General features: G+C 69.0%; 19 protein-coding genes and 1 CRISPR repeat array. Of the genes, 10 read left to right on the top strand and 9 right to left on the bottom strand.

Going from position 1 to position 23367, the window contains the following annotated elements:
• The first annotated feature begins 407 nt into the window (after positions 1-407).
• Positions 408-1610 (top strand): ATP-dependent DNA helicase, encoded by a 1203-nt coding sequence (locus DS843_RS15880; RefSeq protein WP_149469864.1) that lies wholly within the window; start codon positions 408-410, stop codon positions 1608-1610.
• 12 nt (positions 1611-1622) lie between these two features.
• On the opposite strand, the gene bla is transcribed toward DS843_RS15880, so the two are convergent.
• Positions 1623-2513: a class A beta-lactamase gene (gene bla, locus DS843_RS15875; RefSeq protein WP_149469863.1), complete on the bottom strand. Its 891-nt coding sequence runs from the start codon at positions 2511-2513 to the stop codon at positions 1623-1625.
• A gap of 108 nt (positions 2514-2621) precedes the next feature.
• Between bla and DS843_RS15870 the strand changes: the two genes are divergently transcribed.
• Positions 2622-3497, top strand: coding sequence for a LysR family transcriptional regulator (locus tag DS843_RS15870; protein ID WP_149469862.1), 876 nt, complete (start codon positions 2622-2624; stop codon positions 3495-3497).
• A 9-nt stretch (positions 3498-3506) separates the two neighbouring features.
• On the opposite strand, the gene DS843_RS15865 is transcribed toward DS843_RS15870, so the two are convergent.
• Positions 3507-4493: an aldo/keto reductase gene (locus DS843_RS15865; RefSeq protein WP_149469861.1), complete on the bottom strand. Its 987-nt coding sequence runs from the start codon at positions 4491-4493 to the stop codon at positions 3507-3509.
• 285 nt (positions 4494-4778) lie between these two features.
• On the opposite strand from DS843_RS15865, the gene DS843_RS15860 reads away from it, so the two are divergent.
• From DS843_RS15860 to DS843_RS15850, 3 genes are all read left to right on the top strand, one after another.
• Entirely contained in the window at positions 4779-6806 is a 2028-nt protein-coding gene (locus tag DS843_RS15860) for a methyl-accepting chemotaxis protein (RefSeq protein ID WP_149469860.1), read from the top strand.
• Positions 6807-6921: 115 nt separating this feature from the next.
• Positions 6922-8085 carry an SbmA/BacA-like family transporter gene (locus tag DS843_RS15855; protein WP_149469859.1) on the top strand — a complete coding sequence of 388 codons (1164 nt, stop codon included), beginning with the start codon at positions 6922-6924 and terminating at the stop codon, positions 8083-8085.
• A gap of 134 nt (positions 8086-8219) precedes the next feature.
• The gene (locus DS843_RS15850) at positions 8220-9359 is read left to right on the top strand and encodes an HPP family protein (protein WP_286192129.1); all 1140 of its coding nucleotides are present in this window, start codon (positions 8220-8222) and stop codon (positions 9357-9359) included.
• A gap of 55 nt (positions 9360-9414) precedes the next feature.
• Here DS843_RS15850 and DS843_RS15845 read toward each other — a convergent pair whose 3' ends face one another.
• The 3 genes from DS843_RS15845 to DS843_RS15835 all read right to left on the bottom strand — a co-directional run bounded on the left by DS843_RS15845 (position 9415) and on the right by DS843_RS15835 (position 12271).
• Positions 9415-10305, bottom strand: coding sequence for a ParB/RepB/Spo0J family partition protein (locus DS843_RS15845; protein ID WP_149469857.1), 891 nt, complete (start codon positions 10303-10305; stop codon positions 9415-9417).
• Complete coding sequence (locus tag DS843_RS15840; RefSeq protein WP_149469856.1) at positions 10295-11329, bottom strand: AAA family ATPase; 1035 nt, start codon at positions 11327-11329, stop codon at positions 10295-10297. Before DS843_RS15840 ends, DS843_RS15845 begins: the two co-directional genes overlap by 11 nt.
• Positions 11330-11497: 168 nt before the next feature.
• Positions 11498-12271 carry a M48 family metallopeptidase gene (locus DS843_RS15835; RefSeq protein ID WP_149469855.1) on the bottom strand — a complete coding sequence of 258 codons (774 nt, stop codon included), beginning with the start codon at positions 12269-12271 and terminating at the stop codon, positions 11498-11500.
• A gap of 219 nt (positions 12272-12490) precedes the next feature.
• On the opposite strand from DS843_RS15835, the gene DS843_RS15830 reads away from it, so the two are divergent.
• From DS843_RS15830 to DS843_RS15810, 5 genes are all read left to right on the top strand, one after another.
• Complete coding sequence (locus DS843_RS15830; RefSeq protein ID WP_149469854.1) at positions 12491-13117, top strand: sigma factor-like helix-turn-helix DNA-binding protein; 627 nt, start codon at positions 12491-12493, stop codon at positions 13115-13117.
• 66 nt (positions 13118-13183) lie between these two features.
• Positions 13184-13815: a CRISPR direct-repeat array (repeat unit 37 nt; unit sequence GCTTCAATGAGGCCCAGGCGTTTCCGCCTGGGAAGAG).
• A 1220-nt stretch (positions 13816-15035) separates the two neighbouring features.
• Positions 15036-15368, top strand: coding sequence for a type I-G CRISPR-associated RAMP protein Csb1/Cas7g (gene cas7g / locus DS843_RS15825; RefSeq protein WP_149469853.1), 333 nt, complete (start codon positions 15036-15038; stop codon positions 15366-15368).
• A 16-nt stretch (positions 15369-15384) separates the two neighbouring features.
• Complete coding sequence (locus DS843_RS15820) at positions 15385-16677, top strand: hypothetical protein (protein ID WP_149469852.1); 1293 nt, start codon at positions 15385-15387, stop codon at positions 16675-16677.
• Between the two features lie 156 nt (positions 16678-16833).
• Positions 16834-17619, top strand: a complete 786-nt coding sequence (gene otnI, locus DS843_RS15815; protein WP_149469851.1) for a 2-oxo-tetronate isomerase — start codon at positions 16834-16836, stop codon at positions 17617-17619.
• Positions 17620-17621: 2 nt separating this feature from the next.
• Positions 17622-18512, top strand: coding sequence for an AEC family transporter (locus tag DS843_RS15810; protein WP_149469850.1), 891 nt, complete (start codon positions 17622-17624; stop codon positions 18510-18512).
• A 99-nt stretch (positions 18513-18611) separates the two neighbouring features.
• Here DS843_RS15810 and DS843_RS15805 read toward each other — a convergent pair whose 3' ends face one another.
• From DS843_RS15805 to DS843_RS15790, 4 genes are read right to left on the bottom strand one after another with little or no spacing between them, the layout of a single operon-like run.
• A complete protein-coding gene (locus tag DS843_RS15805) occupies positions 18612-19598 on the bottom strand; it encodes a glycosyltransferase family 2 protein (protein WP_149469849.1) in 987 nt (328 codons plus the stop codon).
• Positions 19595-20518, bottom strand: coding sequence for a glycosyltransferase family 2 protein (locus tag DS843_RS15800; protein WP_149469848.1), 924 nt, complete (start codon positions 20516-20518; stop codon positions 19595-19597). Before DS843_RS15800 ends, DS843_RS15805 begins: the two co-directional genes overlap by 4 nt.
• A gap of 35 nt (positions 20519-20553) precedes the next feature.
• A complete protein-coding gene (locus DS843_RS15795; RefSeq protein ID WP_149469847.1) occupies positions 20554-21987 on the bottom strand; it encodes a lipopolysaccharide biosynthesis protein in 1434 nt (477 codons plus the stop codon).
• Positions 21984-23324, bottom strand: coding sequence for an O-antigen ligase family protein (locus DS843_RS15790; RefSeq protein ID WP_286192127.1), 1341 nt, complete (start codon positions 23322-23324; stop codon positions 21984-21986). The genes DS843_RS15795 and DS843_RS15790 overlap by 4 nt, the downstream gene beginning before the upstream one ends.
• Positions 23325-23367: the final 43 nt, after the last annotated feature.

Raw genomic sequence — 23367 nt, 5'->3', positions numbered from 1 at the left:
AATGACAATGGTTTTGACAAATAAATAGATTCAAAATCGCGGCCTGACAAATCAATACCAGGATGTGCTTCAGAAAGCTCAGACTTCCCATAGAGCGACGGGTTACTCATGATAATTCCTAGTTATCAGTCATACGAAAAATCAGCCCGTGGCAAATTGCAGCCGTCAGGCTTTGCATTGACGCCTTTGAGGATTGGCTCCGTGCGGTTTGGTGTTGCCGAGGGGCGCTTGCATTGCTCCCCTGATCTGACGGTAGGTTGCCGTCACCGCACTCAAGCAACTGTCGCCCGACCACCGAACTGATCCAGCGCGTACATCTGCGCCATTCCCACAAACCTTGGCCTCCATCCCCTGGTCAGGCTACTGTGAGCCGCCCTCCAGCCCAGCAGCCCCCTCCCCCGCGCTCCATGCCCAGCACCTCCGACACCCCGACCGACGAGCAGTTCCGGGCGATCCAGGCCATCGACGCCTGGTACGCCGACCCCGGGGCCCCGCAGATGTTCTGGCTGGCCGGAGAGGCAGGGACCGGCAAGACCAAGACGACCGTCTTCGCGCTCGACCATCTTCAGGAACGCCGCAACCTGGAGAACTTCGTGGTCGGGGCGCCCACGGGGAAGGCCGCGCAGGTGCTGCGCCGCAAGGGCATCGACCGGGCGGCGACCCTGCACTCCCTGATCTACGCCCCGCGTCAGGACGACGACACGGGCGAGCTGTTCTTCGCCCGCCGGTCGGAGGGGAAGTTCGCCGAGGCCGACCTGATCGTCTGCGACGAAGGCTCCATGGTCGGGGACGATGTGGCGGGCGACCTGCTGCGCTCCGGCAAGAAAATCCTGATGATCGCCGACGACTACCAGCTTCCCCCGGTGACCGGCCAGGGCACGCTGACCAAGGGCGAGCCGGATTTCCGGCTGGTCGAGCCGCACCGCACCGCAAGGGAGAGCCCGGTGATCCGGCTGGCCCACCTGCTGCGCCGACAGGAGTTGCCGCGGCGCTTCGGCACCGCCGGGAACGCCCATGTCCTGCCGCTGAACCGGGTGACGGAGCCGCTGGCCCTGCGGGTGGACACCCAGACCATCTGCGGCACCCACCGCGTCCGCACCGACTTCACCCGGCGCATCCGCGCCCGCCACGGCTTCGACACCGTGATGCCCCAGGCCGGCGAGCGGGTGATCTGCCGCCGCAACGACCGCGAGGAAGGGCTGTTCAACGGCATGATCGGCACGCTGACCCGCCCGGCGGCGGAGGGGCGGGGTCGGCAGGACGGGCTGTGGTCGCTCGGCGTCCATATGGAGGACGAGGTGAAGCCCCGCAGCAAGCTGATGGTCCACCCCTGGATGTTCCAGGCCCACTACAGCGGCGAGACCAAGGCCCCGCGGGTGGAGCGGGACGTGCAGCAGTTCGATTGGGCCTGGATGATCACCTGCCATTCCGCCCAGGGATCGGAGTTTCCCTCCGTCACCGTGCTCGACGACTCCGCCGCCTTCCGGGAGCACAAGTGGCGCTGGCTCTACACCGCCGTCACCCGCTCGCAGGACGAGCTGTTCCTCCTGCTGCGCAACGCCGATCTCGGCGGGAATTGGCGGATGCCGGATCTCGGCGCGGCGGGGTGAGGCCGGTTCGGATCAGCTCTTGAGAGCGTCGGCGACCGCCCGCGCCACGCCGGCGTGGATGGCGTCCCGCTCCTTGAAGCCGTCCGCCGTCTCGGTCAGGTAGCTGGCGATCAGCAGCGGCGCCCTGCCCTCCGGCCAGACGATGGCCACGTCGTTGGCCGTTCCGCGCACGCCCGTGCCGGTCTTGTCGCCGACGCGCCAGCCCTTCGGCAGGCCGGCGCGCAGACGCTTGTCGCCGGTCCGGTTGGCGACCATCCAGGCGACGAGCTGCCCGCGCGACGCCGGGGTCAGGGCGTCGCCCAGCATCAGCCGCTCCATGCTGTGGACCATCGCCGTGGGCGTGGTGGTGTCGCGCGGGTCGCCGGGAATGGCGCTGTTCAAGGACGGCTCGTTGCGGTCCAGCCGAGTCTGCGTGTCGCCCAGCGTGCGCAGGAAGGCGGTCAGCCCGGCGGGGCCGTCCACCGCCGGCAGCAGCAGATTCGCCGCCACATTGTCGCTCAGCGTCATCGTCGCCTCGCACAGTTCGGCCACCGTTGGGGGCGGGCCATCGAGGCGGGTTTCGGCGAAGGGGGCGTAGGGAACGAGATCGGTTTTGGTTACAGGAATGCGCCGGTCCAGCCGCTCGCGCCCCTCGTCCACCCGCTTCAGGATGGCTCCAGCCAAAAGAAATTTGAAGGTGCTGCACATCGGGAACCGCTCGTCCGCGCGCCGCCCGAAGCGCTGCCCGGTGCCGGTGTCGAGCACCGCCACGCCCAGCCGGCCGCCGCTGCGCGTCTCCAGGGCGGCGATGGCGTCATCCAGCCTCTTGCCCCCGAATTTCCCGGGCTTTTCCGACCTCGCGCCGGTCGCCGCAAGCACAGCCACACCGCCCGCCGCAGCCAGGAAGGTCCGCCGTCCGATCATCGAATCCTCGTTTCATGCCGTGTCGAATGGGCGGACGATAAAAAGCTCCCGGCGCCCGAACAAACGATGATAGTTTTCAGGAGCCACAAGAAAAACTAATGGCTGTCGATGGCCCGCCCACAGCTCCCGCTCAACGCGCTCCGCGCCTTCGAGGCGTCGGCCCGCCATCTCAGCTTCACCCGCGCCGGGCTGGAACTGTGCGTGAGCCAGGCGGCGGTCAGCCAGCAGATCCGGACGCTGGAAGCACGGCTGGGGGTCACCCTGTTCCGCCGCCTGCCCCGCGGCCTCGCCCTGACCGACGAGGGGGCGGCGCTGGTGCCGGTGCTGATGGACGCCTTCGAGCGGATCGGCGCGACGCTCGACCGCTTCGCCGACGGGCGGTATCACGAGGTGCTGACGGTCGGGGTGGTCGGCACCTTCGCCACGGGCTGGCTGCTGCCGCGCCTGCCCGCCTTCACCGCCGCGCATCCGGCGGTCGATCTGCGCATCCTGACCAACAACAACCGGGTCGATCTGGCCGGCGAGGGGCTGGACGTCGCGATCCGCTTCGGCGACGGCTCCTGGCATGGGGTGGAGGCGGCGCCGCTGCTCGACGCCCCGCTGACCGCGCTCTGTGCCCCGGCGCTGGCGCAGCGGCTGTCCAGCCCGGCGGACCTCGCGCGGGAGGTGCTGCTGCGCTCCTACCGGGTGGAGGAATGGCAGCGCTGGTTCGCGCTGGCCGGGGTGCCCTGCCCCGCCATCCGCGGCCCCATCTTCGACTCCTCCCCGACCATCGCCGCCGCCGCCGCGATGGGGGTGGGGGTGGCGCTTCTGCCGGCGTGCCTGTTCGGGCACGACCTCGCCACTGAACGGCTGGTCCGTCCTTTCCCCATCGAAGTGCCCGCGGGCCGCTACTGGCTGACCCGCCTGCACTCGCGCCCGGAGACGGCGGCGATGCAGAGCTTCCGCCACTGGATCACCGCCGCCGCCCGTGGGGAGGATTGATCCGGCGCGTCAGGCCGGGGTCGGGGCCTGTTCGGGAAGGACGCCGGTCTGCTTCAGTTCCCGCCAGAAGTCCGCGGGGATGGGCTGCTTCATCAGGGCGACGTTTTCCTGCACGCGCGGCGGGTTCTTGGTGCCGGGGATGACCGAGGCGACCACCGGATGCGCCGCGCAGAATTGCAGCGCCGCCGCCCGCAGGTCCACGCCGTGCCGCTGGGCGATCTCCGCCAGCCGATCGCGCGCCGCCACCTTGTCGGGCGGGGCCTCCTGATACTCGAAATTCCTGCCGCCCGCGATGATGCCGGAGTTGTAGGGGCCGCCGACCACCACATGGACGCCCCGCTCCTGGCAGCGCGGAAACAGCGTGTCCAGCGCCGGCTGGTTCAGCAGGCTGTAGCGTCCGGCCAGCAGGAAGACGTCGGGGTCCGCCCGGTCCAGGGCCATCACGCAGGGCTCCACCCGGTTGACGCCCAGGCCCCAGCCGCGGATGACGCCCTCCTCGCGGAGTTGGGTCAGCGCCACGGCGGCGCCTTTCATGGCGGTGTCGAACACCTCCAGCCAGCGGTCGCCGTGGGCGTCCTCCGCGCAGTCGTGGATGTAGGCGATGTCGATGCGCGCCATGCCCAGCCGTTGCAGGCTGTCCTCGATGGAGCGGCGCACCCCGTCGGCGGTGTAGTCGTAGTCCACGCGGAAGGGCAGTCCCTTCACGAAGGGGCCGTGCTTGCCGCCCTTGCTGGAATCGGCGCGCAGCAGGCGCCCGACCTTGGTGGACAGAACGAAGTCGTCGCGCGGGCGGTTGCGCAGGGCATGACCGAAGCGGTGTTCCGAAATGCCGGGACCATATTCCGGGGCCGTGTCGAAATAGCGGATGCCGGCGTCCCAGGCGGCGGCCAGAGTGGCCTCGGCCACGTCGTCCGGCACCTCCTCGAACATGTTGCCGAGTGGGGCGCCCCCGAATCCGATGGGTCCGGGCGGAGCGAAATGCTTGCTGTCCGGCATGATCGACCTCTCGTTGTTCCGTGCTCGGGCGGGGCTTCCGTCCGTGTACCGACACCGGCCCTCAACATCGGCGGGACCGCCCGCGTTGCAATCTGCAAAGCGGATGGGGGCACGTTGGCAATTTGCAACAAATGAAAAGGAGCAACCGCGCGGTCCGCTCGGGAATTTTGCTGGGTGGAACAGCAATCGCCCAGGGATTGGGAGTTGGTACGGTTTTTGAGAATGATGTGATCCGGTGCGGGCAACCGCCGCCGAACCAAGAACGCCCAGGCAGGATCTTCCAACATGACCACCTCCCTTCGCGCCTTCGCCAACCTGCGCACCGCAACCAAGGTCTACACCGGCTTCGGGGTCACGCTGGCCCTGCTGGTCACGCTGGGGACCGTGTCCTGGACCGGCCTGCGATCCAGCGACGAGGCGTTGCGCAGCTACGCGGTCCAGTCCGATGTCACGCTGACCCTGGCGGAAGCCGACACCGCCCTGTCCGACGCGCTCGGCGCGGCGGCGGAGTTCCTCGTCACCGGCGCGGAGGCGTCGGCCAACCGGTTCCGCACCACCGCCGGAGACTTTCGCCGGCATCTGGAGCGGGCAGCCCCCGGCATCGGCAACCCCGCCGACCGCCAGACGGTGGAGGAGGTGCGGGCGCTGGAGCGGGATTTCCTGTCCGGCTTCGATCGTCTGGTCGCCCTGCGCACCGAGCGCGACGCCATCGTTGCGGACGTGGTGAACAAGCTGGGAGCCGACATCCGCCGGACGCTGAGCGAACTGGTGGCCGCGGAGCGGGAGACCGGGCATCTGGACCGCACCCTGGAAGCCGCGGGCGTCAGCGAGCGGTATCTTCTGGTGCGCGTCCTGGTCGCCCGCTTCGTGGCGGAGACCAAACCGGAGGATCTGGCCCGCATCCGCCAGGATCTGGCGGCGGTGGTCGGCGACGTGGAGGCGGAGGCCAGGAACTGGGCCGACTCCCCCGGCGCCGCGAAGCGGGCGGAGATTCTGGACAAGCTGCCGCGCTACCGCGCCGGTATCGAGCGGATCGCGGCGATCGCGGAGGAAATGGTACGGGTCAACACCGACACGCTGACGCGGGCCGGGGCGGAGATCAGCGGGAAGACCGGCGCGATCCGCAGCCATTCCACCACCTTCCTGAAGGACCTGGAACGCAGCGCCGCCACCGCGGTCGCCGCCGCCGAGCGGAAGGGCGCCATCGTGACCGCCTCCGCCCTGGCGCTGGGCCTGCTGCTGGCCTGGATGATCTCGCGGGCGATCACCCGTCCGCTCGGCACCATCACGGGGGCGATGGGCCGGCTGGCCGAAGGCGACCGGACGGTGCCGGTGGACGGCGGCTGGCGGAAGGACGAGATCGGGGCGCTGGCCCGCGCCCTGCAGGTCTTCAAATCCAACGCCGAGGAGATGGAGCGCATGCGCAAGGCGCAGGAGGAGGCCGAACGGCAGGCCGCCGAGCAGCGCCGCGCCACCATGATCCACATGGCCGACACCTTCGAAGCGACCGTCCAGGGCATCGTGGAGGCGGTTGCCAGCGCCGCCGGCGGCATGCACAACGCCGCCAGCACCCTGTCCAACACCGCGGCGGAGGCCAGCTCGCGCTCGCTCCTGGTCGCCTCCGCCTCCGAACAGGCGTCGGCCAACGTGCAGACCGTCGCCACCGCGACCGAGGAGCTGTCGGCCTCGATCTCCGAGATCGGCCATCAGGTGGACATCTCCACCCGCATCGCCGGGCAGGCGGTGAACGACGCGGAGGGCGCCGACCGCACCATGCGCGCCCTGGTCACCGCCGCCGAGCAGATCGGGCAGGTGGTGGAGATCATCAGCGGCATCGCCGCCCAGACCAACCTGCTGGCGCTCAACGCCACCATCGAGGCGGCACGGGCGGGCGAGGCCGGCAAGGGCTTCGCCGTGGTGGCGGGCGAGGTGAAGGCGCTCGCCACCCAGACCGCCAGGGCGACCGACGAAATCCAATCGAAGGTGCAGGAGATCCAGCAGACCACCGGCGGCGCGCAGAAGGCCATCGCCAGCATCGGGCAGACCATCGGCCGCATGAGCGAGATCGCCACCACCATCGCCGCCGCCATCGAGGAGCAGGCCGCCGCGACCCGCGAAATCGCCAGCAGCGTGACCCAGGCCGCCCAGGGGACCGAAGAGGTGTCGCGCAACATCGCCGGCGTCAGCACCGCGGTTTCGGAGACCGGCGACGCCGCCAGCCATGTCCACGGCACGTCGGAGGAACTGGCCGCCGAGGCGGAACGCCTGCGCAGCGAGGTGCGCAGCTTCATCGCCACCGTCCGGGCCGCCTGATCCCGCTTTAAGGAGGATCGCCGCTTGTCCCGCCCCCCGCCCGGTGAAAGGGTGCTAGGCTGAACAGACGCGCTGAAGCGTGGGCCGAAGCGCTGGTGGGCCGGGATGGGCGGCCATGGCGAACAGACTTTCCTTGAAGGCCGCTTTCGGCTTCGCCCGGCGTTTCACCGGGCTGGCCGGCGGTTACTGGTCGGAGCGGGGCCGCTGGTCCGTTCGGCTGCTGGCGGCGGCCTTGCTGGTCCTGACGGTGGCGCAGGTGTCCGTTCCCGTCATGATGAACCTGTGGAGCCAGCGCCTGTTCGACGCGCTGGAGCAGCGGGCGATGGACCGGTTGCCGGTCATGGCCGCGGCGGCCTGCGGCATCATGCTGTTCAACATCGCCGTCACCGTGGCCCATCTGTGGGTGAAACGGCGACTCCAGTTCGGCTGGCGGGAATGGCTGACCCGGCGGCTTCTGAAGGATTGGCTGTCGGACGGGCGGGAGCAAGCAATGGCCACCCGTCCCGGCGGTCTCGACAATCCGGACGGGCGCATCGCGGAAGACATCCGCATCGTCACGGAACTGGCCATCGATCTGGGCCATTCGCTGACCTACTGCCTGCTGCTGCTGGTCAGTTTCGCCGGCATCCTGTGGCAGCTTTCCGGCGTCGTGGAGATCGCGTTCGGCAATGCGTTCGGCGGTGCGGCCATTCCGGTTCCCGGCCATCTGCTTCTCCTCGCGCTGGTCTTTTCCGCCGCCGGGTCCGCCGCCATCGCCGTCGGCCAGCCGCTGGTCCATGCGGCGGAGCGGCGGCAGAGGCTGGAGGCCGACTTCCGCTTCGGTCTGGCGCGGGTGCGGGAGAACGCGCCCGCCATTGCCCGGCAGCATGGCGAGTCGGCGGAGCGCAGCCGCATGGCGCTGTTGTTCGGCGGAGTGCGCCGGGGATGGGAACGGCAGACCGGTGCGCTGGTCCGGGTGATGGCCTTCGGCGCGTCCTATTCGGTGCTGTCCACGGTCTTTCCCATCCTGGTGGTGGCGCCCCGCTATGTCGCGGGAACCATCACGCTGGGGATGATGATGCAGACCGCGCAGGCCTTCCAGCAGACCGTCGCGGCGTTGTCCTGGCCCATCGACAATCTGGCGACCGTCGCCCAATGGAAAGCGTCGGTGGAGCGCGTGCTGGGGCTGAAGGATGCGTTGGCCAAGGACGCGTTGGCCGCGAACGCTCCCTTGCCCACGGTCAAGGCATGTGCCCAGGATGTCCTGTCGGATGGAGGCAACACCGTGCGGACCCGGTGATCCGGACCGGCACTTTCCATTTGACCTCAACTTAACTTGAGGTTCTATCCTGCCGCCGCACGCCGAAACCATGGGAGGGACCGGGCCGAATGCTTCCGAAGAAACGGCTCCTGCTGCGCCGCTGGAGAGCGACCTTGTTAAAGAAACGCGAAAACCGCCGCCGTCTCGCCCTTTTCAGGCCCATTCTGCCCGGCGCGAACCTGAAGGACCGGCTGATCGCCTGCTGCGGCGCCATGATCGGCCTCGCCGCGACGGGGTTGCTGTGCCACAACCTGCTCACCCACATCACCGCCGCTCCCGCCCTGGTGGCGCCCATGGGCGCGTCGGCGGTGCTTCTGTTCGCCGTGCCGGCGAGCCCGCTGGCCCAGCCCTGGTCGATCATCGGCGGCAACACCCTGTCGGCCCTGGTCGGGGTGATGGTGGCGGCGCTGATCCCCGACCCGATGCTGGCCGGGGGCGTGGCGGTCGCTCTGGCCATCGCGACCATGTCCATGACGCGCTGCCTGCACCCGCCGGGCGGAGCCGCCGCCCTGACCGCGGTGATCGGCGGGCCGGCGGTCGCCGCGTCGGGGATGCAGTTCGTGCTGTATCCGGTGGCCGTCAATTCCATCCTGCTGGTCCTGGCGGGATGGACCTTCCATCGCTTCTCCGGCCACTCCTATCCGCACCGTGCGGCGCCCAAGCCGGTCAACAGCCACGGCACCGCCGACCCGCCCGCGCGGACGCGCGCCGGCCTCACCGCGGACGATCTGGACGAGGCGATCCGCGAACTGGGCGAGGCGCTGGACGTGAACCGGGACGACCTGAGCGCCCTTCTGGAGAAAGCGGAGCTTCACGCCATGGAGCGGATGCACGCCGGGATCACCTGCGGGGACATCATGGCCCGCGACGTGGTGTCGGTGAGGGCGGAGGCCCCCCCGGAGGTGGCCCGCGCCCGGCTGATCGAACACGCCTTCCGCACCCTGCCGGTCGTGGACCGGGGCAACGTGGTGGTCGGGATGGTCGGGCATCAGCATTTGGTGGGGAACGCCTCCACCGTCGCCGAGGTGATGGCCCCGCCGGTGACGGCCGGACCGGAAACCCCGGCCTTCCGCCTGCTCGGCCCTTTGTCGGACGGGCGCACCCACGAGGTGGCGATCGTGGATGGCCACGGCGGGCTGCTGGGGGTGGTCACCCAGACGGACCTGCTGCTGGTGATGGCCCGCACAAATCTTCTGCAATCGCTGGAAGGCGCCCCGAGCCCCGCCGGGCTGGAGGCGCCGGCACCCCGCTGAACCGCCGGCGGAACCATGGCTCCGCGAGAAAATTTTCTCGCGGAGCCGTACTTCTTCAGCCCCCTGCCCTTCCCTCTCCGGCGTTCAGGATCGCGTCGATGTCGTCGCGGATCGCGCGGAGCGTCTCGCGGTCGATGTCAGCCAAGGCCAAACCCTGCGCGCGCACGGTGGCGACGGTCTGCCGCGCCCCGAACACCGCTTTCGCCAGCGGCTTCGGCAGGGCGCTGCCGGTGGGAGCAGCGCTCCGGCCAGGCCGCGCCGCCGGGGTGGCCGGAGCCGGAGCGTCCTCGTCGGCAGCCCGCCGGGTCATCTCCCCGACCAGCGCGTCCCAGCCGCGCAGTTGTTCGCCCTCCCCTTTCAGCCGCGCGATCTCCACCAGCCGGTAGCGCGCCGGGCGGTGCAGCGGGTACTCGTCGCGGATGCGCTGCGGCAGGCGGCTGATGAGGAGGGCGCGGGAAATGTCCACCCGGTCCTTGCCCACGATCCGCCCGACGTCCTCCTGCCGGTAGCCGTGGCGCTCCATCAGCCGGGCGTAGGCGTCGCCCTCTTCGAAGGGAGACAGGTCGGCGCGGACGACGTTCTCGATCAGGGCCAGCTCGTCCGACGCCCCCGTGACGGTCACGGCGTAGATGGTCGGGTGGCCGAGCGCCCGCACCGCGCGGAAGCGCCGCTCCCCGAAGACGAGCTGGAACCGCCCGTCGCCCAACTGCTGCACGCCGACCGGTTGCGCCAAGCCGTGCTGCGCGATGGAGGATTTCAGAGCCTCCATGTCCGCCTCGTCGAAATGGCGGCGCGGCTGGTCGGGGTTGGTGACGATCCGCCCGACGTCGATTTCCACGACGACCGGACCGCGGCGGTTGAAGCCCTGCCCTTCCTCGCGGGCCTGCCGCTCCGCCGCCGCGGTGGTCAGCACGCCGGTGTTCGTACGGGCCAGTTTACGCGACATGGGCCATCACCTCCGGCATGCGGGCACGTTCCTGGATCAGCGCGTCGGCGACGGCCTGATACACTTCATAGCCCGGCGCGTCCGGCACCGCCTCCAGCGCGGCGCGCCCGGCGGCCACGGCCTGGGCGTAGACGGTCGCCCGCGGGATCGGACCGAAGACCCGCAGCTTCGTGCCGAACAGGTTGCGAATGTCGTCCAGCGACGCCTGATCCTGGGTCAGCCGCGCGTTGAACATTGTCGGCAGGATGCCCAGGACGCTGACCCCCGGGTTGGCCCGGCGGCGGATCATGTCCAGGTTCTCCAGCAGGAATTCCACGCCCGCCACGCTCAGCATCTCCGTCTGGCAGGGAATGGCGACGGTGTTCGCGGCCGTCAGCGCGTTGCGGGCCAGCATCCCGAAATGGGGCGGGGTGTCCACGAAGATGAAATCGTAGCTCTGCCGCGCGCCGCCATCCAGGCATTCGCGAAGCGCGCAGTCCCCCGACGACTGGCTTTGCAACTCCGCCTCCGCATCGCCCAGCCGCATGCCGCTGGGGATCACGTCCAGCCCGCTGTCGGTGGTGACGATGTAGTCGCCGAGGTCGAAGCCCTTGCCCCGCGATTTCAGCGCCTCCACCGACGCCTTCAGCGCGTAGTAGAGGGTTTTCTCCTCCCGCTCGCGCTCGATGGAGTTGATGCCGAGATGGATGGTGGCGTTGGCCTGCGGGTCCGCGTCGATCAGCAGGACCTTGAAATGCCGGGCGAGCAGGGTGGCGGTGTTGACGGTGAAGGCCGTCTTGCCCACCCCGCCCTTGCGGTTGGCCGCGGCACAGATCAGCGCCGGCCCATGCCGCGTCACCGGGCCGATCTTCTCCTGCAAGAGCAAGGAAATGACCGGTGCCGGAACCTTCTCGCTGCCGTTTTCCCAGCGCGAGATCTTCGCCTTGTCGTATTTCCGGCCCAGCTTTTCGTTCAGCCAAGCCGCGAAGTCCGGCTGGTTCAGCGTCCGGCCTTCCCGGAACGCCTTGATGTCCTCGCCGCGCATGGTCCATTCCCCTGCCTTGCCCGCCGCCACTTTTGCGCGCCGCCGGGGCCCGGTCAAGCCGGAAAGTTGACTCTGGGGCAGGGGAGGGGAGTCAACATTCGGTGAGAAAATTTTCTCGCGGGACAGGACCCCGGCGGGAACGCGGCGTGCGCGCCCCCGCCGGTCCGGTCAGCCCGGCTTGTAGGCCGCCTTCGCTTCGGGCATCAGCTTTTGCAGGGCGGCGATGCGGTCCGCCGTGCCCGGGTGCGTGGACATGAAGGTCGGCGGCTGGGAGCCCGCCTGCTTCATGTTCTGCCAAAGCTCGATCGCCGCCTGAGGGTCGTATCCGGCGCGTGCCATCATCAGCAGTCCGGCACGGTCGGCCGCAAGCTCCTGGTTTCGGGAATAGGGGAGCAGCAGGCCATACTGAGCGCCGGTGCCCAGCGCCGCGGCGATCATCTCGCTGCCGCCGACTCCGCTCGCCCCGGCCACGGCCCCCAGGATGCTCGTGCCCGCCTCGGTCGCCATCTGGGTGCTCACCCGCTCGGCGGCGTGGCCTTCCAGATTGTGGGCGATCTCGTGGCCGATGACCGCGGCAAGCTGAGCGTCGGTCTTGGCGTACTGGAACAGCCCTTCATAGACGCCGATCTTCTGGCCGGGCAGGGCGAAGGCGTTGGCCTCCTGGCCCTGGAACACGCGCACCTCCCAACCCGCAGGGTCGAGCGAGGCGGCGCGCAGCAGGCGGGCCGAGATCTGCTCGGCGCGGCGCTGATAGCTGGCGTTGGTGGTGGCCGGGGTCGATTGGATCAGGCGTTGCCAGTCCTGCTGGCCGAGTTCGACAAGCTGTTCCTGCGAGACGAGGTTCAGCCCAAGCCCGGTCGCGTTGCCGGCGCATCCGGCCAACGCCAGGGACCCGGCCAGTGCCGCGGCAAGGCGCAGGGGTCGGACGGTCGTGGTCGGCATTGCTCTTTCCTCCGCTTTGGTTTCGTACGGCGCATCCTATCCGATGGCGGATGGGCTGTGCCGGGGCAATTCGGGGGCGTCTGCCGCATTAGACGTCTAATAACCGTGTGACCAGTCACACCCTACTCAACCGCCCGCGCGATTCCATGTATAGTCTGCGGTGCGTATAGTCTGCGGTGCGATGGCATCGCTGCGGGTGGATTGCGGCAGGAGGAACGGGTGACGACGCTCAAGGAATTCGAGGAAGCCTTGAAGACGGCGGGCAATACGGAGGCCCTGGAGATCCTGGGCAAGCTGCGGGAGCGTGACAAGGCCCAGCGGTCGATCCGCCCGGCGCGCCGCGTCGTCGGCAAGAAGATGACCCCGGAACTGGCCGCGCAGATCCTGGAGCTTCACCGCACCACCGACATGACCCAGCAGGAAATCGCCTTCCAGCTCGGCGTCAACCAGGGCCGCGTGAACGAGGTCATCAAGCGCGGCAAATGGCTGGACGGCGATCCCAACGCGCCGGAAGCCATCGCCCGCGACAAGGCCAAGGCCCGCGTGAAGGAGGGTGTGGGTATCACCCCGCGCCCCACCCGCCCGAAAAAGAAGAAAGCGGCCAAGCCGGCCGAAGAGCCGCCGGTCACGGAGGCCCCCGCCGAGGAAGCGCCAGTGATGGGGACTCCGGTGATGGAGACGCTGGCCGTGGAAACGTCGATTCCGGAGGAACCCGCCCCCGTTCAGGCCGAATCCGCACCGGCTCCCGACAAGTCAGAACAGCCGGTTCCAGAGAAGGCGACAAAGGAGAAAAAGAAGAAGCGCTCCAACCAGCCTCCGGCGCAGCTTCTGTTCGACGGGTTGTAACGGCATACGGTAGCAACCAAGGCGTCGCGGCAACCGGCAAACCCACCGGATAACCCAGGCGACTGCGCTCCAATGAGGCCCAGGCGTTTCCGCCTGGGAAGAGTGGAGCGCGCCGGAGAGATCCGGAACCTGGAATGCGCTTCAATGAGGCCCAAGCGTTTCCACCTGGGAAGAGGCACAGAAATTCTGTGTTCGTACGAGACTGTTGGGAAGCTTCAATGAGGCCCAAGCGTTTCCGCCTGGGAAGAGTTCGTCGTCTATGAGGACGGCTACCAGAGCCACAGCCCGCTTCAATGAGGCCCAGGCGTTTCCGCCTGGGAAGAGTCCGAGATTCCGGAAGTCGGCCATCTCCACAGGCATGCTTCAATGAGGCCCAGGCGTTTCCGCCTGGGAAGAGAAAGTCTAGCCTGACATTTGTCGCCCATTGACGAGCAAGCTTCAATGAGGCCCAGGCGTTTCCGCCTGGGAAGAGGTCGTATTGCTTCCCGCTCGGGACGCTAATCGTTACTTCGGTAGCTTCAATGAGGCCCAGGCGTTTCCGCCTGGGAAGAGTGGATGAAGGCTGGCGCATCCTCGCGGTCTGCCCGCCGCTTCAATGAGGCCCAGGCGTTTCCGCCTGGGAAGAGGATCTCCCCACGCCCCTCCTTTTCGACTTCCCCTCGCTTCAATGAGGCCCAGGCGTTTCCGCCTGGGAAGAGGGGTACCTTATAATGCGCTGAGCCAGCGCCGAGAATCGGCACGGATTCGAGCGGTCCCGGTAGGGGCCGGTGCAAACCGTCGATGATGGTTGCATTTCGTTCTTCACAGCGTCCAAAAACCCCGCGGAATCAACGGCCCGAGGACATGCGAGCGGGTGCCGGGAATTCGCGTGTGCCGGACCGCTCGCGCGGCAGCCGGCAGAGCCGCAGTCTACACGTTCCGCGCGCGTCACACCATCGCCGCCTCGCGCTTGATGCACTCGAAGGAACGGCCCAGGGATTCCATAGCGCGGGCGCTGGCCTGCTGGACGCAGAAGGGCAGGGGGCCTCGCCCTCCTCGGGGCGCGATGTTGCCGCAAGGGAACAGCCGGACCGCGGCAGCATTCTGCTTCCCCGATGTCTTGAGCCCGTCCGATCATGTGCTGTGCGGAGAGTGAACGCTCATTCCCGCTTCCCTTGGCGATACCACCCCGACGGTCCGTCAACCTTTTGTTCAGAGTGCCTGTCCACCCTTCCCACGAACGGGAAGCGGAGGCGGGGCCATGCGGGTTCAGTTCGGGTGGCATCTCGACGGCTCTTGCTGGCCGGAAACGTTGGGCGGCAGGCCGCCTCGGGAACCGCGGTGGTCGGGCCGCGTGGTCTGATCGGCCGACTGGAAACCCGGTTCGGGCTCTCAGGGCCGGAAGCACCTCCGGCGCTGCGGCCCCCCCAATATCTGGCAAGGCTTCGTTCGATGGACGACGGAAGCCGCTTCTACAGCCGGTCGCCGCGCTGATCCTGGGGTGGCGAGATGCCCTGGTCGAGGCCAGTTTGGACCGCCGCTCCTCACACCCCCGACGATGAAGGTCCCGAAGACCGCCTCGCCACCCTCGCGGCCCTGGAGCACGCCCCGCAACTGTCCCTCCACCGCCGCCTCGTCGAAGCCGCCGCGGAGCGCCCGGTGACCGGAACCTTCATCCACATGCCGGTCGTCGGGAGCCTGATGGAGGTGGCGGTGGGGCGATGCGCTCTTCCTACGGAAGTCCCGAAAAAAGGCTGAACTGAGGTTGTCCCCTGACGTTTTCCTAAGCGGCGCTCACACGGGCGATCACCACCGAATCCGCATTCCGCCGCCGCCGCCGCCGCCGCTTGGTGGTTCAGGCGACAAGATCTTCCCGCCGACCTATCCTGGGTAGGGCAGGAACAACCCGCCGCCGCGCCACGTCTTCGAACGCAGCCGCATCAGTGACCGCGAAGTCTGGTGCGTGCTGATCGACAGCGTGCAGTCCCAGGCCAACCGCCTGGAGGAGGCTCTGCTGGAGGCGGTGCGGACGGGCGGGATTCCGCTGCCGCGCCTGTCCGTCGATTTCGGACCCGGCGGCTTGAACAGCATCGGGGGGATCACGTTTCTCGACGCACCGCACCGGGTGTTCGACGCCATCCTGCGCGACAGCCTGCTCGACGGTGCGCCCTTCCAAAAGAGCCCGCTGGGCGACCGCCTGAAGAAGGCGACGGCGAAGGACGCCTCGGCCATCCTGGAGGCGTCGCCCTCCGCCCTGCTGTTCGGCGTGTGAAACCCCACCGGCGAGGGTGGCGGGCTGGGCGCCAGAACGCACCCCGCCGGACATCCAGTGCGGCAAGGCCGAGGCCCGCAAGGTGGTGGAGGTCTATGTGCCGCCCAACGACTATGAAACGCCGTCGCCGGACGACCGCTCCGACCCCGCATGGATGGCCGCGCTGAAGGCCGGAAAGGCGCTGGGCGCGCACGCCGTCGCAGCCGACGGTTCTGTGCTCCACCATCGATCAGGTCGGCTCCCGCCTGCTGTTCCGCGGCTATGCCTGTCGAACCGCATGAAGCCGATCCACGCCGGGCTGCTGGGCAGCGACTGCCTGATCCTGCTGGACGAGGCCCATCTGGCCGTTCCCTTCCGCCAGACGCTCAAGGCCGTCGCCGTCCGCGGCGCGGCGGACGGGGAGGGCGCCGCGCTCCGGCGCTGGCCAGTCGTCGGCCTGTCGGCCACACCCTACGGCGCGGACATCGACCGGCTTGAGCTTCGATCCGAAGACCGCGCGGACGAACGGCTGGCGAAGCGGCTCCGCGCGGCCAAGCCCGCCGCGTTGCGCCGTCTCGACCTGTCGGCCAAGGACCAGCCGGAGGAGCATGCGGAGGCGTTCGCCAAGGCGGCCTGGGAGTTGCTGGAGCGGCTCTCCGCGGACCGCACCCCGCCGCGTCCCGTGGCCGTCGTCGTCAACCGCGTCGCCCTGGCCCGCCGGGTGTTCGACGCGCTGTCGGCGCGGATCGCCGATGATGGAGAAAACGGCGGAGAGGACGGGCCGCCGCTGATCGTCGTCGCCACCCAGACCATCAAGGCCGGGGCCGATTTCGACGTCGACGGGCTGGTCACCCAGGCGGCGCCCCTGGACAGCCTGCGCCAGCGCTTCGGACGGCTGAACCGCATGGGCCGTCCGGCCCCCGCCCCGGCGCTGATCCTCGCCGCGCGGGACGGACGAGACCGCGGCGAAGGCCGACGATCCCGTTTATGGCGACCGGACCCGCCGGGCCTGGGAATGGCTGACCGCCAACGCGGAGACGCCGGATCGCGCCGACGACGTGGCTCTGGCGGCGCTGCTCCACGACGAGGGCAAGGCCGCCCCGCGCTTCCAGCGATGGCTGCGCGGCGGCGACCGGCTTCTGGCCGCTCTCGCCGATGGAAAGCCGCTCGCCAAGTCGGACCACCGGATGGCGGGTGCGGCCAGCGCCGCCGCCCGCCGGACATCGATTCGCTCTCATCCTTCGGCATCGTCCAGGTCCGCTGTTCACGGCGCATATCCGTCGGCAAATACGTCAACTTCTCCCCTGCGGAAGCGCTGGATCGGGCGTAACGGGAAGCAACCGGTGTGGACGGTAACCTGACAAGCGTGTCCGGCATAGGCCGGCGATTGTCCGGACCGTCCGCCTGCTGCATTGTCGGAGCAGCCAGCCGCAACGCGGCCCAGACGGGAGGAAGACATGCTCGAGAAGTCCACGAGGCGGACACGATGAGGTTCGCCGCCAACCTGTCCATGATGTTCACCGAGCGGCCCTTTCTGGAGCGGTTCGGGGCGGCGGCGGCGGCCGGTTTCGACGCGGTGGAGTTCCTGTTCCCCTACGAGGTTCCGGCGGAGCGGATCAGGGCGGCACTGGAAACGCACGGCCTGACCCAGGCGCTGTTCAACCTGCCCCCCGGCGATTGGGCGGCGGGGGAGCGCGGCACCGCGTGCCTGCCGGGCCGCGAGGCGGAGTTCCGGGACGGGGTGGCGACCGCCATCGCCTACGCGACGGTGCTGGGCAACCGTCTGCTTCATTGCATGTCCGGCATCCCGCCGGCAGGGATGGAGCGGGAGGCCGCGCTGGCGCTCTATGCGGACAATCTGCGCCACGCCGCGGCGGCCTGCGCGGAGGCCGGGTTGACCCTGCTGGTCGAACCGATCAACAACCGCGACATGCCCGGCTATCTGATGAACGGCACCACGCTGGCCCGCCGGGTGATCGAAGAGGTGGGGGCGCCGAACCTGAAGCTTCAGCTCGATCTCTACCATTGCCAGATCAGCGAGGGCGACCTCGCCACGCGCATCCGGGCCAACGCCGACCTGACGGCCCATGTGCAGATCGCCGGCGTGCCCGACCGCCATGAGCCCGACCAGGGCGAGGTCCATTACCCCTACCTGTTCGAGGTTCTGGCCGGCACCGGCTACCGCGGTTTCATCGGCTGCGAGTACCGCCCCCGCGCCCGGACGGAGGACGGGCTGGGCTGGCTCCACGCCGCCAGAGAGGCCGCGCGCTGACGATGGATCTGCTCGCCCCCCTGTCCAACATCGCCGCGGTCGTCGTGCCGGTGTTCCTGATCGCGGCGCTCGGTTTCGGCTGGAGCCGCGCCAAGCTGCCCTACGACAGCGCCTTCATCACCACCTTCGCGATCAACGTCTCCACCCCCTGTCTGGTCTTCTCCTCGCTGGCGCGGCTGACGCTGGGGGGTGACGATCTGCTGACCATGGCGCTGGCCTCGGTCGGCAGCATGGCGCTGGCCGGGCTGATGGCCACCCCGATCCTGCTGGCCTGCCGGCTGCCTCTGCGCGTCTATCTGCCGGCGCTCAGCTTCCCGAACGGCGGCAACATGGGCATTCCCGTCTGCCTGTTCGCCTTCGGGGAAACCGGGCTGGGGCTGGCGGTTCTGTTCTTCGCGACGCTGGCCGTCCTTCAGTTCACCATAGGTCCGGCCCTGGCGGCGGGCCGCACGGACGCCAAGCAGGTTCTGCGCACCCCGGTGATCTACGCGGTGGCGCTGGCCGTGCTGGTCCTGACGACCGGCTTCCAGCCGCCGCAATGGGTGACCAACACCACCACGCTGCTCGGCAACTGCGCGGTGCCGCTGATGCTGTTCTCGCTGGGGGTGGCGCTGGCGGGCCTGCGCATGGAGGGGATGCTGCGGTCGCTGGCGATGTCGGCGCTGCGCCTGCTGCTGGGCTTCGCCGCCGGTCTGGCGGTTGTGGAGGTTCTGGACCTGGAGGGCACGATGCGCGGGGTCGTGCTGCTGGAAAGCACCATGCCGGTGGCGGTGTTCAACTACCTTTGGGCTCTGCGCTACAACAACGCCCCGCAGGAGGTCGCGGGAATGGTGCTGGGGTCGACGGCGCTGTCGTTCCTGACGCTGCCGCTGTTGCTGGCGGTGGTGATGTGAAGAGGGGAGGGGGTGCGAAGTCTTGCCCCCTCCCTAAACCTCCCCCGCTTTGCAGGGGAGGAGGTCGGGAGGGGGGCAAGACTCCGCGACGCCCGCACCTCACGCCGTCGCCGCGTCCGAATGGGTCGCCGCGCGCACCGCGCGGTGAAAGGACGGCGGCACCACGCAGGTCCCGAAGAACATCAGATAGTGCCGCATCTTCGGGTCGCCCGCCCGCGTCGCCTCGGCCAGCAGGCGGCGGACGGCGTTCCAGTCGCCCTCGCGGCGGGCCATGCCGACCACCTTGGTCATCAGGAAGGCCGCGTAGGCGTTGCCGGTCATCAACGGACGATGGGTGCGCGCCCATTCGAAGGCTTGGCGCCAGTCGTCCACCGAATGCAGCGAGGCGCGCCCCTCGTCGATCTCCACGTTGCACAGCGGCTCGTCCACGAAGACCAGTTCCGCCCCCGGCTGGTCCAGCGCCCGGAACAGCCAGCCCCAATCCTCGAAATGGCGGTAGTCCGGCATCGGAACGGCCAGCGCCAGCGAGCGCGGCACCATGATCGTCGGGGTGGCGAGATAGCCGGGACGCGACAGCGGGCTGCGGCGGTCGATCAGGTAATCGCTGATCGGCTCGCCCGGCTCGGGCCGGCGTTGCGGCCAGACGTAGCGGCGCTCCCCGATGCTGACGCTGGTGCTGCACGAGACGACGGGCAGCCTGGCGCCGGACGCCTTGGCGGCGGCGAGCTGCCGTTCCAGCTTTTCCGGCGCCCAGGAATCGTCGTCGTCCAGAAAGGCGATCCACTCGCCCAGCGCCGCCTGCACCCCGGCGTTGCGCGCGCCGGCAGGGCCGAGCGACGCCGGATTCTGCACGATGCGCAGGCGGCGGTCCTCCACCGCCTCCAGTGCGGCGACCGTGGCGGGGTCCGGCCCGTCCACGACGACGACGATCTCCAGGTCCGCGATGGTCTGGGCGCGCACGCTCTCCACGGCCTTCAGGACCAGATGCGGGCGGTTGCGCGTCGGGATGACCGCGCTGACGGTGACGGGCGGAGCTTCCGCCGTCCCCCCCTTCGCCTGCGCACCCTTCGCCTCAACGTCCTTCATCGCTTGTACTCCAGATATTGGAAGCCCATCAGGCCGTAGAGATAGCCGCTGCCCACGCAGATCTTCTGAAGCCGGCGGATCGGCCAGCTCCGGTCGAAGGCCATCGCCATCGGCACCAGGGGCAGGGCGGCGAGGTTCAAGGCGATGTGCGCGAGGCCCAGCGTGGAGCGCTTCACCAGCGTGCGGCGCTGGCCGTTCAGCTTGGCCTCGGTCAGCGACACGCAGGTGCCCAGGCGGAAGGCGCGGCGCAGCACCCAGCGCGCGGTCATGCGGCTGGCCGGCACATGCTCCTCGATGGTCGCCTCGTCGCACCAGACGATGCGGTGGCCCTGGCGCCGGATCTGCTCGAAGAACAGAACGTCGCTGCCGCCGGACAGGCTCAGCTCCGGGTCGAAGCGCACGCCGCCCTTCAGGATGGAGCGGCGGAACAGCACGTTGCCGGTGGCGCAGTAGGCCGGCTCGCTGCCCGTGGGCATGCGTTGCAGATCGTGGAAGCGGCCCTTGGTCAGCCAGTCCGGCGGGCGCTTCTCGTAGATCGGCAGGACCGGCCCGGCGACCACGGCGGCGCCGGTGCGCTCCATCGCGGTGACCAGCCAGTCCAGCCAGCCGGGACTCGCCACCTCGTCGTCGTCGATGAAGGCGATCAGGTCGGCGTCCGCCGTCTCGTCCAAGCAGCGGTTGCGGGCGGCGGGGATTCCCGGCACCGGCTCCGCCGCGTAGCGGATGGGAAAGCGCCAGTCCTGCGCCATCTCCCGGCACAGCGGCTCGGCGGAGCGCGCCGGGTCGTTGTCCACCACCAGCACCTCGACATCCAGCGGGGCGTCGGGGTTGAAGGTCAGCCCCTCCAGCGACAGCAAGGTGCGGTGAAGATCCTTCGGCCTGCGGTAGGTGCACACGCAAACCACCAGCTTTTTCGACATGGTGCCTGTTCCTTCCTCACGCCTTTACATGGTGTTCATGCCGGGGATCGGGTGCGTTTCAGCCGGGCTAGCCCGATCCGCACCTGACCCATCAGGTTGGCGGGGTTGAGCACGGCCAGGGCCAGAAGATAGAGGCTGCCCGCCGGGGCGAGCTGGACGAGCAGCAGGTCGCTTTCCATCGCCGCGATCTTCAATCCGGCGGCGAAGAGCAGGGCGGCGGTGGTCACCTTCAGAAGATCCTTCACCGGCACGGCCAGGACGCCGGCGCGCGGCATCAGGATGGCCGCGGCCACCACCCAGCCGAGTTGTGCCGCCAGCGACCCGTAGGCCGCCCCGATCACCCCGAAGCGGGGGATCAGATACAGGTTGGCGCCGATGTTCAGCACCGCCGTCAGCATGGTCAGCTTCAGGATGTAACCGGTCTTCTTCGTCAGGTGCAGCGACAGGTCGAAGTGGTAGATGCGCAGGATGCTGATGAAGACCGAGAGGGCGACGATGGGCATGATCGCCGCACCGGTGTCGCGGTACGCTTCGCCCAGCAGCAGCCCGACGATGCCCTGGGCGGAGAGAACCTCCATCAGCACCAGGGGCAGGCAGACCAGCAGCAGGATCGTCAGGTTCTGCGCCATGATGGGGCGCGCCGCCCGCGGACCGGCGTCGTCATAGGCGCGCGACGCCATCGGCAGCGTGACCAGCGAGGCCGCCGACGCCACCAGGATGATCGGCTGCTTGGCGAGATCGTAGGCCATGGCGTAGGCGCCCGCCGCCGCTTCGCCGATGAACCAGTAGATCAGGAAGCGGTCCGCGAAATCGAGCGCCCAGCCGACCATCAGGCTCAGCATCAGCGGCCCGCCGAAGGTCAGCAGAAGCCCGATCCGTTCCCGCGCCGGCCAGCGCAGCGAGATGCCCTTCAGGTCGGAACGCAGCCAGATCGCGGTGACCAGCAGGAAGCCGATGCTGGTGCCGAGCAGAAGCCCTTCCTGGGTCCAGCCGATCAGCACGAAGGCGGAGCCGAGCGCCAGCCCGAACAGCGCCTTGGCGAAGGACTTCGCCGCGAAGACGGAGCCTTTCAGCCGCGCCCGCGACATCTGGATCGACAGGTCGAACCAGGAGATCAGGATCGCGATGACCGGCAGATAGAGCAGGTAGCCCGTGCCGCTCACGCCGGGGTAGAAGGCCGCCACGGCGCCCAGGATGGCGAGGACGCCGCAGGCCACCACCAGGAAGGCGGTGACCACGGTGGACAGCCAAGCGTCCCGCTCCGCCGCGTCGCCGCCGCATTTGCGCAGGACGAACAGGCCCATCCAGGAGAAGCCGCAGGCGTTGATCGCCGCCGCCGCCGCCATCACCAGCGCGTAATGGCCGTAGGCCTCCGGCGTGACGATGCGCGAGAAGACCGCGACCGCCGCGAAGCCCAGGATGCCCACGGCGATCCGGGTCGCGAAGAAGGCGAAGCCGCTCGACATCATGACCGCGGCTCCGCCACCGGAATGCCGTTCTGCAGCCTGGGACGCCGTCCCGGCGCCGGGCGCGGGGTCAGGGCGTGGGCGTGCACGGTCTTGGCCAGCCGCGTCTGGAAGGCGGTGAAGAGGAACCAGAGGAGGCCGTTCTGCACGAGAAGACTGCTTTCCGCGATGTTGGCCAGCAACAGCATCATGGCGAAGACGATGTGCCAGCGCGCCGCGCCGCTGCGGTCCACCGGCACGATCCGCGCGATCCGCGACAGGTAGATCACATAGGCCACCAGGAAGAGGCCGATGCCGAGAAGGCCGACGTCCAGCGTCGTCTGGATGAAGCCGTTGTGGGCGTGAATGTCGAAGCGGCCCGACGTGCGCCAGAACAGGGCGCCCGGCGCGTCCAGACCCGACCAGAAGGCGCTGAAGCCATAGCCCAGCACCGGCTGCTGCTCGATCATCCGGAAGGCGAACTCCCAGATCAGCGTGCGCCCGGTCAGCGTGATGTCGCGGCCCAGCAGGGCGACGATGCTCTCCAGATTCAGGATCGCGAAGATGGCGGCCAGCATGATGACCATGGTGCCGCCGTACAGTTCCAGCGCCAGCGACCCGGCGTCCTGCCGGTGGGTGACCAGCATGACCAGCGTCATGCCGGCCGTGGCGACGATCAGCGCCGTGGCGGAGCCGGACATGGCGAGACAGCCGGCCATGATGGCGAAGGTGCCGAGCCGCCAGACCATCGCCATGGTGTCGGTCACCGGGCGGGAGCGCAGAACGAACAGACCGGCGGTCAGCCCGAAGGCCATGGCGTCGCCCAACCCGTTCTTGTGGGAGAAGACGCCGCGCCATTGCGATCCCTGTTCCGCCGGCATCAGGCCGTAGCTCGGCAGGCCGACCGCAAGCAGCGCGCTCAGCACCGCCAGCACGAAGACCGCCCGATGGATCAGCCGGGCCAGAGCCACCTCGCCGTAGGACAGGCCGACATACAGGCCGAAGATGGTGGTGCCGATCAGCGCGACGCTGCGGCGGATGGTCAGCGACGGATCATGCGACCATTGGCTGGACGCCAGGGCCAGCACGACCATGAGCGCCATGGGAATGCTGAGATAGCGGAAGGCCCGGACACCGTGCAGCATGACGATCCGCAGCAGGGCGGTGGCGTAGAGGCCGGCGAAGATGAGCTGCTTGATGGTGTCGCCGGAGGATTCCGGCGCACCGCCCGCGCGCAGGATGAAACGCTGCGAGGGTGCCGACATCAGCACCGACAGCAGCGCGTCCCACAGCAGGATCAGGCCGATGGCGCACACCACCTGATCGAACAGGCTGGGCGTGAGATCGGCCGCGCTGCGCAAGAGCGGCGTCCGTGGCCGGGCGGGCGGCGCGTCCGCGTCGGGC

Origin of the sequence: Roseomonas genomospecies 6 (assembly GCF_008365375.1) — a bacterium.
Classification (GTDB): Bacteria; Pseudomonadota; Alphaproteobacteria; order Azospirillales; family Azospirillaceae; genus Azospirillum.
The sequence above is the reverse complement of the archived record's forward strand: the minus strand, read 5'-3'. Positions and strand labels throughout refer to the sequence as shown.